Source organism: Bradyrhizobium sp. SZCCHNS3002, assembly GCF_032377435.1.
In the GTDB taxonomy this organism is placed as follows: domain Bacteria; phylum Pseudomonadota; class Alphaproteobacteria; order Rhizobiales; family Xanthobacteraceae; genus Bradyrhizobium.
In genome coordinates this window covers 176,288-189,739 of sequence record NZ_JAUHHY010000011.1, presented here as the reverse complement: position 1 = coordinate 189,739, position 13,452 = coordinate 176,288, and the positions used below count along the sequence as shown (strand labels likewise).

The following is a 13,452-nucleotide window of genomic DNA, read 5'->3' as shown; positions in this document are numbered from 1 at the left end:
CGTCGACCGCGCCGTCTCACGAATCAATCAACCATAACCGCTTCGGGACTCCAGCGGTAAGAGTCCAGACCGTGAACGGTGGTTGCGCCTGAGGAAAATGCGTCCGCCGATCGACTCTTTCGAGTCGGAACAGTGGCAAGCCCGTAGTTCAACGGCCCGTCGAGCCGAAGCCGCCGCTGCCGCGCGCGGTCGTCGTCAAGCTTGTCGCGAGGCTGAGCTCGGCGCGCACCATGGCGGCGATCACCATCTGCGCGATGCGCTCGCCGCGGCGGATCGTAAACGGTTCCTTGCCGTGGTTGATCAGCAGCACGCAGATCTCGCCGCGGTAGTCCGCGTCCACCGTGCCCGGTGCGTTCAGCACCGTGACGCCGTGGCGTGCAGCGAGCCCCGAACGCGGCCGCACCTGGGCCTCGTAGCCGTCGGGCAGCGCGATCGACAATCCCGTCGGCACCATCGCGTGGCCGCCTGACGCAAGGACGAGCGGTGCATCGGCCGGAACCGCGGCGAGCAGATCGAGCCCCGCGGCATGTGCGGTCTGATAGGCCGGCAGCGGCAGGCCTTCGCCATGCGGCAGGATCTGCACGTCGATCGCGATCGTCTGTGTCACGCAACGGGTCCCATGGTTCTGGCAATCTCGGCAACGAGCGCCGTCGCGACCTCGTCCTTGGTCATGATCGGCCAGGACGCGACATGGACGCTATCGGCGTCCTTCGTCAAGAGATGCACGGTGTTGCGGTCGCCGCCCATCACGCCGGTCGCAGGCGAGACGTCGTTGGCGACGATCCAGTCGCAGCCCTTGCGGGCGAACTTGGCCTTCGCGTTGTCGATCAGGTGCTCGGTCTCGGCGGCGAAGCCGATCACGAGACTTGGCCGCTTGTCTTTGAGCTTCGAGATCGTTGCGAGGATGTCGGGATTCTCAACCAGCGTGAGCGGCGGAATCGCCTTGTCCGTCTTCTTCAGCTTCTGGCCGCCCTCATTGGCGACGCGCCAGTCGGCCACCGCCGCGGCGAAGATCGCGACGTCGGCCGGCAGCTCGGCCTCGACCGCTTCCAGCATCTGCCGTGCCGACTCGACATGCGTGACGTTGACGCCCTTGGGATCGGCGAGCTCGACCGGCCCCGCGATCAGCCGGACGTCGGCGCCGGCGGCCTGCGCGGCGGCGGCGATCGCAAAGCCCTGCTTGCCGGAGGAGCGGTTGGCGATGTAGCGCACCGGATCGATCGGCTCGTGCGTCGGTCCGGCCGTGATCAGCACGCGGCGGCCGGCGAGCGGGCGCGGCGTCGGCGGCTTGAGCATGGCAACGACGGCGTCCGCGATCTCGATGGCCTCGGCCATGCGGCCGACGCCGGCCTCGCCCTTCTCGGCCATCTCGCCGGCGTTGGGGCCGATCATCTGGACGCCGTCGCGCTGCAGGGTGGCGGCGTTGCGGCGCGTGGCCGGGTTGCTCCACATCATCGGGTTCATCGCCGGCGCCAGCAGGATCGGCCGGCTCGCCGCGAGCAGGATGGCGCTGGCGAGGTCGTCGGCGGCGCCGTGCGCCATCTTCGACATCAGGTCGGCGGTGGCCGGCGCGACCACGATCAGGTCGCAGTCGCGCGCGAGGCGGATGTGGCCGACGTCGAACTCGCTGCGCGCGTCGAACAGATCGGTGAACACGCGGTCGCCCGACAGCGCTGACGCGGCCAACTCGGTGACGAACTGCGTCGCCGCCTTGGTCAGCACGCAGCGGACGCGGATGTGGCGTTCCTTCAGACGGCGGATCAAGTCGAGCGACTTGTATGCCGCGATGCCGCCGCCGATGATCAGGGTGACGCGCGCTTCACGGGCGGCGCCGGGCTGAGGGAGACCAGGCTCAGGCAGAGCGGCTGGAGCTGGCGCTGCCGTCGTCGGCTCGGACGGATCGACCGGCTCGATCAGCGCGCGCAGGATGACCCGGACTTCCTCCTCGACGGAGCGCCCGTTCTGCGCCGAGCGCAGTCGTAGATAGGTTTTGAGCGAGTCGTCGAGCTTGCGGATGGTCAGGCTGGCCATGTCCGCCTCCCCAGCAGGGTCCAGATGCAAGCAATGCTAGCAGAAATTGATCGCAGTGCAATCAATGTAGGGTGGGCGAAGCGGCCGCCGTAGGCGGCAGCGTGCCCACCGTCGATCGGCAGGCTCCAGGGTGAGACGGTGGGCACGGCGTCACCGCCATCTCGTACGACGAGACAGCACGGCTGCGCCTTTGCCCACCCTACGAATCTACAGCCTGAGCACCGCGAACAAAATGCCGATGAAGGTCAGCGCGATGACCCACAGCGCGATCGCGCGCCAGCGGCTCTTCTTGCCTTCGGTGCGGCCCATGGCGGCGATGGTCTCGGGCGACAGGCGGAGGCCGTCGCGGGTCATGGTCTCCATGTGCTCGAGCACGGCGGCAGCGCGGGCGGCGAGTAGTGGCAGGGTCGCGGTCAGCCGGGCCAGCTCGCCGATGCCGGTGACGGCGCCTTCGATCCGGCCGATCGGCCCGAGATTGCGCTCGATCCATTCGCGCACCACGGGGTCGGCGACCTTCCAGATGTCGAGCTTGGGATCGAAGCCGCGCGCGACGCCCTCGACCACCACCATAGTCTTCTGCAGCAGGATCAGCTCGGGCCGGGTGCGCATGTCGAACAGGCCGGTGACCTCGAGCAGCAGGGTCAAGAGCTTGGCCATCGAGATTTCTTCGGCCGTGCGGTTATGGATCGGCTCGCCGATGGCGCGGATGGCCTGTGCGAAATTCTCCACCGAATGATGCGGCGGCACGTAGCCGGCCTCGAAATGCACTTCGGCGACGCGGCGATAGTCGCGGGTGATGAAGCCGAGCAGGATCTCGGCCAGGAAGCGCCGCTCCTTCATGCCGAGCCGGCCCATGATGCCGAAATCGACCGCGACCAGCCGTCCCTGCTGGTCCAGGAACAGGTTGCCCGGATGCATGTCGGCATGGAAGAAGCCGTCGCGCAGGGCGTGGCGGAGAAAGCTCTGGATCACCTTGCGGCCGACGTCGGGCAGATCGACATTCGCCTCCGCGAGCCGGGCGTGATCGTTCAGCGCGATGCCGTCGATCCACTCCATCGTCAGCACGGTGTTGGCGGTCCGGTCCCAGTCGACCGCGGGCACGCGGAAATCCGGATCGTCCTTGATGTTCTCCGCCATTTCGGAGAGCGCAGCGGCCTCCAGGCGAAGGTCCATCTCCATCGCGACCGAGCGCGACATCGTGTTGATGACCTCGACCAGCCGCAGCCGCCGCGCCTCCGACGAATGCGCCTCGGCCTTTTCGGCGACGAAGAAGAAATCGGAGAGGTCGCGGCGGAAGCGCGCAGCGACGTTCGGCCGAAGCACCTTCACCGCGACCGGACGACGAATGCCGTCGCGCTCGACCTCGCCGCGATGCACCTGCGCGATCGAGGCGGCGGCGACCGGTGGACCGAGATGCGTGAACAGCTGGCTGATCGGGCGTTCGAGCGCGGTGGCGATGACGGCCTCGGCCTCGGCCTGCGGGAACGGCGGCAGCCGGTCCTGCAGCGATTCGAGATCCCGCGCCATGATGACGCCGACGACGTCGGGCCGGGTCGCCAGGAACTGGCCGAGCTTGAGATAGGCCGGGCCCATCCGCTCCAGCGCGCGCGACAATCTTGGCCCGGACTTGGCGCCGGGGCGCTCGATGAGCCGCGCCAGCTTCAGCGCGAGCTGGCCCGGCGGCGGCGCCAGGCTCGGATCGACGGCGCCGAACACGCCCTCGCGCGCGAACACCAGGGCGGCCCGGGCGAGCCGCGTAATGTGGGTGAGTGCGGAGATCACAAACGCCAGCCGGAATGAAGCGCGACGATGCCGCCGGAGAGAGTCTGCCAGGACACGCGGGAGAAGCCGGCCGCCGAGATCATCTCGGCGAAGGCGTTGGGCCGCGGAAACTGGCGGATGGATTCGACGAGGTAGCGGTAGGACTCGGCATCGCCGGTGACGGCGCGGCCGAGCTGCGGGATCACGTTGAAGGAGAACAGGTCATAGAGCTTGTCTAGCCCTGGCATCTCGACGGTGGAGAACTCCAGGCACAAAAAGCGGCCGCCATGCTTGAGCACGCGGAATGCCTCGGCCAGCGCCAGCTCGATCTGCGGCACGTTGCGGATGCCGAAGGCGATCGTATAGGCGTCGAACGAGCGGTCGGGGAAGGCGAGCTTCTCGGCATTGCCCTCGACGAAATCGACCCGGTCGTCGAGACCCAGCTTGTAGGCGCGCTGGCGCCCGACCTCGAGCATGTCTCCGTTGATGTCGCACACGGTCGCATGGAAGCCGGCGCCGGCCTTCCTGGCGGCGCGGAAGGAGATGTCACCGGTGCCGCCGGCCACATCGAGCAGCGCAAACGGCGCATCGCTCTTCGGCGGGTTCAGCGTGTTGATCATGATGTCCTTCCAGACGCGGTGCAGTCCACCCGACATCAGGTCGTTCATCAGGTCGTAGCGCTGCGCCACGCTGTGAAACACGTCGTTCACCAGCGTCTGCTTCTCGCCCAGAGGCACGTCCCTGAAGCCGAAATGAGTGGTTTGGTCCGGCTGATCCATCACCCTTACTCCGATACGGCACCATAGCGCTGATGCGGCCAAGGCGCTATCACGTCAGCCGGACAAGGTGAATGGTCGCGGATGCAAAAGGTGAAATGAGCAGGGATGCCTGAGCTGCCCGAAGTCGAGACCGTCCGGCGCGGGTTGCAGCCGGTCATGGAAGGCGCTGTCATCGTCAAGGCCGAGGCCCGGCGCGGCGATCTCAGGTTTCCGTTTCAGCCCGATTTTGCCAAGCGCCTGCAGGGCCAGACCGTCACCGGGCTCGGCCGGCGTGCCAAATATCTGCTGGCCGACCTCGACTCCGGTGACGTGCTGCTGATGCATCTCGGCATGTCCGGCTCGTTCCGGGTGATCAAGCCGGAGCACGAGGAGACGCCGGGCGAGTTTCACTATCCGCGCGGCAAGGACAGCGTGCACGACCATGTCGTGTTTCACATGTCGTCGGGCGCCGACATCGTCTTCAACGATCCGCGCCGCTTCGGCTTCATGAAGATCATCGGCCGCGGCGACATCGAGACCGAGCCGCATCTGAAGGGCCTCGGGCCGGAGCCGCTCGGCAATGAATTCGATGCCGCGATGCTGGCGCGCGCCTGTGCCGGCAAGAAGACCAGCCTGAAGGCCGCGCTGCTCGACCAGCGCGTGGTCGCCGGGCTCGGCAACATCTATGTCTGCGAGGCGCTGTTTCGCGCCCATCTGTCGCCGCGGCGTCTGGCGGCGACGCTGGCAACGAAGAAGGGCGAGCCCACGGATCACGCCACGCGTCTGGTGGAGGCGATCCACGCCGTGCTCAACGAGGCGATCCGCGCCGGCGGCTCGTCGCTGCGCGATCACCGCCAGACATCAGGCGAACTCGGCTATTTCCAGCATTCGTTCCAGGTCTATGACCGCGAGGGTGAGCCATGCCGGACGGACGGCTGCAGCGGCGTGGTGAAGCGCTTCGTGCAGAACGGCCGCTCGACCTTCTGGTGCCCGAAGTGCCAGAAGTGATGTCGCGGCCGAGGAGCCGGCACGGCTGGCCATCCCCGGTCTGCTTGTGGCGGACGGGAGTGGGCGTATACTGCCGCCATGGCTGTCAGCTCGCCCGACCTGAAAGCATTTCTGCTCGCGACGCCGTTCTTCGGCGGCCTGCTTGATGCGAGCCTCGATCTCCTGGTCTCGATGCTGGTCGAGCGGCGCTTCGACAAGGGCGCCGTTGTCGTCGCCGAAGGCGAGGCGGGGCGCTCGATGTTCGTCGTGCATAGCGGTACGCTGGAGGTCAGTGAGCGCCTGGAGACGGGTGCCGCGATCCATATGTCGCGTCTCGAGCCCGGGGATTTCTTCGGCGAGATGACCCTGCTCGACATGCAGAACAGATCGGCCACCGTGGTCGCGGAAGCGCCGACCGTGCTGTACGAGCTGACGGCGCAAAAGCTGTATGCCTTCTACAAGGCTGACATCCACGCCTACGTGATCGTGCTGCAGAACATCAATCGCGAGCTGTGCCGCCGCCTGCGTCGCGCCGATGCGCGGATCAAGATGCGGGAGGGTGGGTCGCGGTAGGCGAGCGGGCGGCGAAGCAGTGCGAAGCGTGCTCGATCTACGGCTGGGCTACTCCTTAACCTCGCCCCGCTTGCGGGGAGAGGTCCGATTGCATCGTGAGATGCAATCCGGGTGAGGGGGGGCAGGTCTCACCACGAACACTTCCCGTGTGTCTGCCCCGCGTCTGCCCCTCACCCCAACCCTCTCCCCGCAAGAGCGGGGCCAGGGAGCGCACCGCCGTCGCGGCAGAAGCTCGGGTCCAACTAACGAGGACTACAATCCCGCCTTCCAGTTAATGCCGTTGTCGGCCCAGGTCGGATACACCCGCGCCACCGGCAGTTTCGCTTCCTCGGTGGGCGGCGTCAGCATGATCGGGAATTCCACCTCGGCGTGCTCGCTCGCGTCCTTCAGTTCGCCCGCGTCGTGCATGACGTGGTCGCCGGCGAGCTTGCCGGCGGTCCAGCGCCACAGGCTGCGAATCTCCTGCGCCGATTTACCGGCCGCATCGAACTCGCTGACGCCGAGACCGGCGGCGAGCGCGTCCTGGTGGTCGTTGCGCATCATGATGAAGGGCTGCGCCAGCACCTCCGCGATGTCTCGTGGCGCGTCGGCGTCGAGCGCAGTCGTCGCATCGGTGACGCGATGGCCGCCGCGGATCGGGGCCTGGTTGAGCACGAAGGCGAACGGCCTGCGCCAGGCGCGCACGATGCTCAAGGTCGGTGCTGTCGCTTCGATGTCGGCGACGCTCGGACGCGCCGGAATGAGGCACAGATCGCAGTGGCGGATCGCGGCCGTCGTGGACGCCGTGATGCCGGCCCCGGTGTCGATCACGCAGACAGTGAAGCCGTCGCGGGCCAGCGCTTCGAGGCGAGGCTCGATCATCTTGGCATCGTAGCCGGCTTCGACGATCGGCTCGCCCGCGGCGCGGCGCGCCTGCCATTTGGTCAGCGTGCCCTGACGGTCGGTCTCGATCACGCGCACCTTGTGGCCGGCCTGCTGCGCGGCCACGGCCAGACCAATCGCCAGCGTGCTCTTGCCGCTGCCGCCCTTCTGCGTGGCCAAAACGATCGTGTACATCGGGAGACAGTCCTTCGGATGTTGACGGAACTTATGAGAACGCCAAAGCTGAGTGCATCGCGGTTGCGCGGTGCGGAGCTATTCTCGCTCAGGACAGTCCCGGCCCGATCCAACTAACAGAGGGATCGCGGTGGTCCGAATCAGCACGCCGACAAAACTGTTCGAACTATCTCACGCTCGGCCTGTGCCTGCACAGACCGGTTGACTACGGCGGGAGCCGTTCCGAGTTGATAGCAAGGTGCTAGGAAGTTGAGCGGCAGCGAGCCGCGGGCGAGCGATCGGCATCGCCGAGCATCATCCCATGCAGTCGCGATGCTGCACGTCCGATCCCCGCCGGCCGCCGTTGGGCCCTTAATTTTTTCTAAAACGACATGCTTAACATTGCGTAAACGCTGCCGCGCCGCGGTGCGCAGCGGCACGATCGCGATGCCGAACCGGTTTGGCGCAGGCTCTACTTCCGCACGCAGATCACGCGCACCGTGGCCGCCTTGGCGTCGAGCGAGGTTCCGTCGGGCTTGACATCATGCGAGGCGAGAAACGCGCGCGTCGTATCGGCGCTGACCATCACGACCTGTGTCGATGGGATCAGTGCCGTGCCCGCGAGGACGCCGGGCTTGAGCAAGGTGACGCCGACGAACTTGCCGTCGCCGTCGAGCGCCGCCGCTCCGGAAAAGCCGAGCCCGGGTGCCGGCGCCAGCGAGGCGTCGCCGGCGCTGCTGGCGGCGAACTGCGCCTTGACGGTGCTGATCGCTGCACCGCCGCCCTGGCTCTGCGGATCGGCGATGCCGACGATGTCGACCGACGATTTCGCACTACCGCCCGACAGCGCCAGCGGTTTCAGGCCGCGCGCGCCGTAGATGCGCAGCAGCGCAAGGCCGCGCTCCTTGTCCTCGGCCATGCGCTCGGCATGGCCGAACCCGGGAATGGTGATTGCCACGCAGCCGTCGGTCACCTCGCGATCGGCGATGATGGCGCCGTCCTGGGTGGCGATGATGCCGGTGCCGTAATCGACGCGGCGCCGTGGCGCGGGCTGCGCGGCCAATGTCGACGGGAACGCGGTGAAGGCGCTCGACATCGCGATCACGACCGGCTCGACCGTGTTCTCGGTCGCTTGGTCGTAGAGGATGGTCAGGATGCGCACCTCATCGCCCCGAAAGGTGCCGCGGATGTAGAACTTCTTCAGGTTCTGCAGGCCCGAGAGCACGAAGAAGTCGGGCTTCACCACGCTGTAGTCGACGGTGCGGCCGGCTTCCTTCTTTTCACGGTCGGCCAGCGCCGCGGTGGTCGGGTTGGCTTCCTTGCGGCGCGACAGCACGACCTGCACGGTGCCGGTGGGCGATGTCCATTTCGAGCCGGTGCCGTCGCTGGTCTGCTGCGGCACCAGCTTGGTCGGGATGCCGAGCCGTGCGCCGCTGACCGGCTCGGTCACGAGCTTCCAGCCGACGCCCTCCTGCTTGCGGCGTGCGGTGTCGGCGAGCACGGCGCGCTCCTGCGGGTTCAACACGCCGGTTGGCTTGCCGCCGGAGAGCTTCTGGTACTCCTTGATCGCATTGACCATGCGCTCGCTGACGTCGCCGGTGATGGCGCCATTGTATTGGCCGACCCAGGCGAGATCGGATTGCAGCGCGAGCCGCTCCGCTTGGCTCATCCCGTTGGCGGTGTCGGCGGGCGCCTGCACGCCCGGGCGCGCCGGCTGGGTTGCGACCGGCTTGGGTTTGGCAGGCGTCGCGGGCGTCTGTGCCTGCGCCGACGTGCACGCGGCGATCCCGCAGATGAAGGTTGCCGTGGCCAGCCGTCTCATGACAAATCCCGATGCTCTTGCCGCGCCGCTAAATAAGCACATCTGCTTGGTCGGTCACAATCCGGCGAGGGTTCAGTGCGGAGATCCGCCGTCTTCGCCATGGGCCGGCAATGGGCTGACAGCGATGCGGCGGCGGAAGGACGGTGTAACGATGCTGAGCGACGAAGAAGTGGAGCGCTATGCCCGTCACATCGTGCTGCGCGATGTCGGTGGTCCCGGTCAGGCGGCGCTGAAGCGCGCCGCGGTGCTGGTGGTCGGCGCAGGCGGCCTCGGCGCGCCGGCACTGATGTATCTCGCCGCCGCCGGCGTCGGCACGATCGGCGTGGTCGACGACGACGTCGTATCGCTGTCGAACCTGCAGCGCCAGGTCATCCATGCGACCCCCGACATCGGCAGGCCCAAGGTCGAGAGCGCCGCCGAGCGCATCAATGCGCTCAATCCGCATGTGAGCGTCGTGGCGCATCGAAGCTGGCTCAATGCCGACAACGCGCTCGATCTGATCGGCGGCTATGATCTCGTGCTCGACGGCTCCGACAATTTCGACACGCGCTATCTCGTCTCCGACGCCTGCTTCCTGGCCGAGAAGCCGCTGATCACCGGCGCGCTCGGGACTTTCGATGCGTCGCTGACGACGATCCGCGCGCATGAGCGGAACGAGAAGGGCCAGTTCAATCCGACCTATCGCTGCCTGTTCCCCGAGCCGCCGCCGCCGGGCACGGTGCCGGCCTGCGCGGAAGCCGGCGTCATGGGCGCGCTCGCCGGCATGCTGGGATCGATGATGGCGCTGGAGGCGATCCGGGAGATCGTCGGTTTCGGCGAGGGTCTGGTGGGACGGCTCTTGATGCTGGACGCGCGCACGATGCGGTTCGAGACGCTGCGCTACGGGCGCGATCCGGCGAACCCGTTGAATGGCGACGGGCCTGTGATTGCGGATTTGAGTGCGCACCGAAAGTGAGGTGTGCGTGAGCCGAGAGGCCGCCACGCATCTAGTTGTCGGTCATGAGTTGAGAGACTCTCGCCTCACTCTCCGCTGTCGTCCCGGACAAGCCGGGGCGACGCGATAGCGTCGGCGCGGCGCCGATCCGGGATCCATACTCCGTGAGCGTGATGAGGCGCGCGGAATTGACGGCCTGCCCGTTTCAGACGTCACGCGATATGGGTCCCGGCGTTCGCCGGGACGACGCCGAGGGGCTTGCCCGGTCTCGGCTCACATTCGCTTCCCGCGCTCACTGTCCATGTGGACCAGCTGCGACTCCGGATAGCGTTCGCCTGCCGCGACGCCAATCGGGAAGGCCTTGTCGAGCGCAGCGAGTTGCACTTCGGTGAGCTTGACGCAGAGCGCGCCGAGCGCCTCGTCGAGGCGGTCGCGGCGGCGGGCGCCGACCAGCGGGACGATGTCGTTGCCCTGCGCGGCCACCCAGGCGATCGCGACCTGCGCCGGCGTGGCGCCGACCTCGTCGGCGATGCTGCGCAGCGTGTCCACGAGGGTAAGATTCCGGTCGAGATTGTCGCCCTGGAAACGCGGCGAATGGCCACGGAAATCAGCGGCATTGGCGCGGTCCTTCGACCAGTGGCCGCTGATCAGTCCGCGCGACAGCACGCCGTAGGCGGTGATGCCGATGCCGAGCTCGCGGCAGGTTTGCAGGATGTCGCTCTCGATGCCGCGCGAGATCAGCGAATATTCGATTTGCAGATCCGCGATCGGGTGCACCTTGTGCGCCCGGCGGATCGTCTCGGAACCGACCTCCGACAACCCGATATGCCGGATGTAGCCGGCCTGTTTCAGCTCGGCCATCGTGCCGATGGTCTCCTCGATCGGCACCTTGGGATCGAGCCGCGCCGGGCGATAGATGTCGATGGCGTCGACGCCGAGCCGCTGCAGCGAATAGGACAGGAAGGTCCTGATGGCCTCGGGCCGGCTGTCATAGCCGAGCCAGCTCCTGTCGGGGCCGCGCAGCGCGCCGAACTTCACGGAGATCTGCACGTTGCGCGGACCGGCCGAGGCCAGCGCCTCGCGGATCAGCATTTCGTTGCGGCCCATCCCGTAGAAGTCGCCGGTGTCGAGCAGCGTGATGCCGGCGTCGAGCGCGGCGTGGATGGTAGCGATGCTCTCGGACCGGTCGGTGGGGCCGTAGAAGTCCGACATGCCCATGCAGCCTAGTCCGATGACCGAAACCTCGGGGCCGGTCGAGCCGAGTTGGCGGGTTTGCATGATCAATCTCCTCTTGCTGGCGCAGGCGGCCTGCTGGTCCGCCCGGACAACGCGGATATCGGCGGATTTCCGCGGGTCGAAAAGCTGGACAATTCCGAATGGACTGTTCAGCATGCCGAACAATGAGCGAGCCGGACCTCCGTGATCTTCAAGCCTTTGCTGCCGTGGCTCGCAGCGGCAATTTCCGCCGCGCCGCGCGCGAGCAGGGGCTCGCGGCATCCAGCCTGAGCCAGCGGCTCAAGGAGCTGGAGCAGCGGCTCGGCGTCCGGCTGCTCAACCGGACCACGCGAAGCGTCGGCCTGACGCAGGCCGGCGAGGCGCTGCTGGCACGGCTCGAGCCTGCGCTGTCCGAGATCGAAGCGGCGATCCATCAGGTGCGCGGCCAGCAGCAGGTCGCGGCGGGACGCCTGCGCATCAATGCGCCGCCGCCTGCGGTCGATCTGGTGCTGGCGCCGATGGTCGCGCCGTTCCTTCAGGCCTATCCGCTGATCGAGCTCGAGATCGTCGCCGACAGCGGCTTTGTCGACATCGTGCAGGCCGGGTTCGATGCCGGCGTGCGCTATGGCGAGCACCTGGCGCAGGACATGATCGCCGTACCGCTCGGCGAAACGCAGCGCTACGCCATCGTCGCCTCACCGCAATATGTTGCGCAGCATGGCCGTCCCGCGCATCCGCGCGACCTGCTGCAGCATGGCTGCATTCGGACGCGCTTCTCGTCCGGTGCGATGCTGGAATGGGAGTTCGAGAAGGACGGGCAGGTGATCAGGATCGCACCGCCGGCTCGGCTGATCGCGGTCCAGCTCGGTCTGGCCTTCCGTGCCGCCTGTGACGGCGTTGGCTATTGGGCGACCTTCGAAGGACATGTGCGTGATGCGCTGGCGGATGGCCGCCTCGTCAGCGTGCTCAACGATTGGTGTCCGCCGTTCCCCGGGCCGTATCTGTATTATCCGAGCCGACGCCAACCACCGCCGGCGCTGGCAGCGTTCGTGTCTTTCGTCGGCGAGTGGCGGAAGCGGGCGGGCGGCCGGACCGAGCTGTCGTCCCGGCCTTGAGCCGGGATCCATAGCCACCGAACTGAATACGTTATGCGCGATCAGCCGCGTGCCCGTTTTCAGACATCGCGCGGTATGGGTCCTGCGTTCGCAGGGTCGACACCGATTGCCGAGATGGCTGGTCGGCCTACAGCATGCTCGGCAGCACGCGGTCCGGTGGGCGGTGGTTGTCGAGGAAGGTCTTGATGTTGATGATGACCTTCTCGCCCATCTCGACGCGGCCCTCGATCGTGGCCGAGCCCATGTGCGGCAACAGGGTCACCTTGCCGGCTTTGGCGAGCCGCACCAGGCGCGGGTTCACCGCCGGCTCGTGCTCGAACACGTCGAGGCCGGCGCCGGCGATGTCGCCGGCTTCGATCAGCCGCGTCAGCGTCTCCTCGTCGATCACCTCGCCGCGCGCGGTGTTGACGATGTAGGCGTCCTTGCGGATCAGCTTCAGCCGGCGCGCCGACAGGAGATGGAACGTCGCCGGCGTATGCGGGCAGTTGACCGAGATGATGTCCATCCGCGCCAGCATCTGGTCGAGGCTCTCCCAATAGGTGGCGCCGAGCTCGTCAGCGATCACCGGCGCGACCGGTCGGCGGTTGTGATAGTGGATCTGCAGGCCGAAGGCGCGGGCGCGCCGCGCCACCGCCTGGCCGATGCGGCCCATGCCGATGATGCCGAGCCGCTTGCCGCCGATGCGGTGGCCGAGCATCCAGGTCGGCGACCAGCCCGCCCAGTTCTTGCCCTCGGTGAGCACCGAGGCGCCCTCGATCAGCCGCCGCGGCACGGCGAGGATCAGCGCCATGGTCATGTCGGCGGTGTCCTCGGTGAGGACCTTCGGCGTGTTGGTGACGGTGATGCCGCGCGCCACCGCCGCCGCGACGTCGATGTTGTCGACGCCGTTGCCGAAGTTGGCGATCATGCGCAGCTTGCACTCGGGCTGATTGAGAATGTCGGCGCTGATGTGGTCGGTGACCGTCGGAACCAGCACCTCGGCGGTGCGCACGGCATCGGCGAGCTGCTCCTGGCTCATCGGCTCGTCGTCGAGATTGAGCCTGGCGTCGAACAGCTCGCGCATGCGGGTCTCGACCGAGTCCGGCAGCTTGCGTGTCACCACGACGAGGGGCTTTTTCCTACCTGACATGTGCTGCTCTCATGAGATCCTTCAGACCTCATTAACCGGGTTCGCCGAAACTACCGTCGTCGCCTGAGAGCGGCGCTTCCCTGGACTGGTCG

12 protein-coding genes are annotated in these 13,452 nt (G+C 67.2%); 4 read left to right on the top strand and 8 right to left on the bottom strand.

The genetic code is table 11. The features are described 5' to 3' along the window. Positions 1-148: 148 nt before the first annotated feature. The 4 genes from dut to ubiE form a co-directional block, all read right to left on the bottom strand. Positions 149-607, bottom strand: coding sequence for a dUTP diphosphatase (dut, locus tag QW845_RS23805; protein ID WP_315803954.1), 459 nt, complete (start codon positions 605-607; stop codon positions 149-151). After that, positions 604-2,031 (bottom strand): bifunctional phosphopantothenoylcysteine decarboxylase/phosphopantothenate--cysteine ligase CoaBC, encoded by a 1,428-nt coding sequence (gene coaBC, locus QW845_RS23800; protein ID WP_315803953.1) that lies wholly within the window; start codon positions 2,029-2,031, stop codon positions 604-606. The genes dut and coaBC overlap by 4 nt, the downstream gene beginning before the upstream one ends. Positions 2,032-2,238: 207 nt before the next feature. Next, on the bottom strand, positions 2,239-3,813 hold the full coding sequence (gene ubiB / locus QW845_RS23795) for a 2-polyprenylphenol 6-hydroxylase (protein WP_315803952.1): 1,575 nt from the start codon (positions 3,811-3,813) through the stop codon (positions 2,239-2,241). Then, positions 3,810-4,571 (bottom strand): bifunctional demethylmenaquinone methyltransferase/2-methoxy-6-polyprenyl-1,4-benzoquinol methylase UbiE, encoded by a 762-nt coding sequence (gene ubiE / locus QW845_RS23790; protein WP_315803951.1) that lies wholly within the window; start codon positions 4,569-4,571, stop codon positions 3,810-3,812. Before ubiE ends, ubiB begins: the two co-directional genes overlap by 4 nt. A 105-nt stretch (positions 4,572-4,676) precedes the next feature. Here ubiE and mutM point away from each other — a divergent pair, with 105 nt between their 5' ends. Both mutM and QW845_RS23780 read left to right on the top strand, forming a co-directional pair. Beyond that, positions 4,677-5,558, top strand: a complete 882-nt coding sequence (mutM, locus tag QW845_RS23785; protein ID WP_315803950.1) for a bifunctional DNA-formamidopyrimidine glycosylase/DNA-(apurinic or apyrimidinic site) lyase — start codon at positions 4,677-4,679, stop codon at positions 5,556-5,558. Between the two features lie 78 nt (positions 5,559-5,636). After that, positions 5,637-6,110: a cyclic nucleotide-binding domain-containing protein gene (locus QW845_RS23780; RefSeq protein WP_315803949.1), complete on the top strand. Its 474-nt coding sequence runs from the start codon at positions 5,637-5,639 to the stop codon at positions 6,108-6,110. Between the two features lie 252 nt (positions 6,111-6,362). Here QW845_RS23780 and QW845_RS23775 read toward each other — a convergent pair whose 3' ends face one another. After that, the gene (locus tag QW845_RS23775) at positions 6,363-7,166 is read right to left on the bottom strand and encodes a ParA family protein (protein ID WP_315803948.1); all 804 of its coding nucleotides are present in this window, start codon (positions 7,164-7,166) and stop codon (positions 6,363-6,365) included. A gap of 451 nt (positions 7,167-7,617) precedes the next feature. Beyond that, on the bottom strand, positions 7,618-8,967 hold the full coding sequence (locus tag QW845_RS23770; RefSeq protein ID WP_315803947.1) for a peptidoglycan-binding protein: 1,350 nt from the start codon (positions 8,965-8,967) through the stop codon (positions 7,618-7,620). A gap of 151 nt (positions 8,968-9,118) precedes the next feature. Between QW845_RS23770 and QW845_RS23765 the strand changes: the two genes are divergently transcribed. Further along, entirely contained in the window at positions 9,119-9,922 is an 804-nt protein-coding gene (locus QW845_RS23765) for a molybdopterin-synthase adenylyltransferase MoeB (protein ID WP_315803981.1), read from the top strand. A gap of 252 nt (positions 9,923-10,174) precedes the next feature. Here the strand turns inward: QW845_RS23765 and QW845_RS23760 are convergent, their stop codons facing one another. After that, positions 10,175-11,179, bottom strand: coding sequence for an aldo/keto reductase (locus tag QW845_RS23760; RefSeq protein WP_315803946.1), 1,005 nt, complete (start codon positions 11,177-11,179; stop codon positions 10,175-10,177). A 122-nt stretch (positions 11,180-11,301) separates the two neighbouring features. Here QW845_RS23760 and QW845_RS23755 point away from each other — a divergent pair, with 122 nt between their 5' ends. Further along, a complete protein-coding gene (locus QW845_RS23755) occupies positions 11,302-12,231 on the top strand; it encodes a LysR family transcriptional regulator (protein WP_315803945.1) in 930 nt (309 codons plus the stop codon). A gap of 127 nt (positions 12,232-12,358) precedes the next feature. Here QW845_RS23755 and QW845_RS23750 read toward each other — a convergent pair whose 3' ends face one another. Then, positions 12,359-13,360 carry a D-glycerate dehydrogenase gene (locus QW845_RS23750; protein WP_315803944.1) on the bottom strand — a complete coding sequence of 334 codons (1,002 nt, stop codon included), beginning with the start codon at positions 13,358-13,360 and terminating at the stop codon, positions 12,359-12,361. Between the last annotated feature and the right edge of the window lie 92 nt (positions 13,361-13,452).

Bases quoted from the DNA above. Each gene is read 5' to 3' on its own strand.
- coaBC (WP_315803953.1), bottom strand. From the start codon at position 2,031: ATGGCCAGCCTGACCATCCGCAAGCTCGACGACTCGCTCAAAACCTAT.
- ubiE (WP_315803951.1), bottom strand. From the start codon at position 4,571: ATGGATCAGCCGGACCAAACCACTCATTTCGGCTTCAGGGACGTGCCT.
- mutM (WP_315803950.1), top strand. From the start codon at position 4,677: ATGCCTGAGCTGCCCGAAGTCGAGACCGTCCGGCGCGGGTTGCAGCCG.
- QW845_RS23780 (WP_315803949.1), top strand. From the start codon at position 5,637: ATGGCTGTCAGCTCGCCCGACCTGAAAGCATTTCTGCTCGCGACGCCG.
- QW845_RS23775 (WP_315803948.1), bottom strand. From the start codon at position 7,166: ATGTACACGATCGTTTTGGCCACGCAGAAGGGCGGCAGCGGCAAGAGC.
- QW845_RS23770 (WP_315803947.1), bottom strand. From the start codon at position 8,967: ATGAGACGGCTGGCCACGGCAACCTTCATCTGCGGGATCGCCGCGTGC.
- QW845_RS23765 (WP_315803981.1), top strand. From the start codon at position 9,119: ATGCTGAGCGACGAAGAAGTGGAGCGCTATGCCCGTCACATCGTGCTG.
- QW845_RS23760 (WP_315803946.1), bottom strand. From the start codon at position 11,179: ATGCAAACCCGCCAACTCGGCTCGACCGGCCCCGAGGTTTCGGTCATC.
- QW845_RS23755 (WP_315803945.1), top strand. From the start codon at position 11,302: ATGAGCGAGCCGGACCTCCGTGATCTTCAAGCCTTTGCTGCCGTGGCT.
- QW845_RS23750 (WP_315803944.1), bottom strand. From the start codon at position 13,360: ATGTCAGGTAGGAAAAAGCCCCTCGTCGTGGTGACACGCAAGCTGCCG.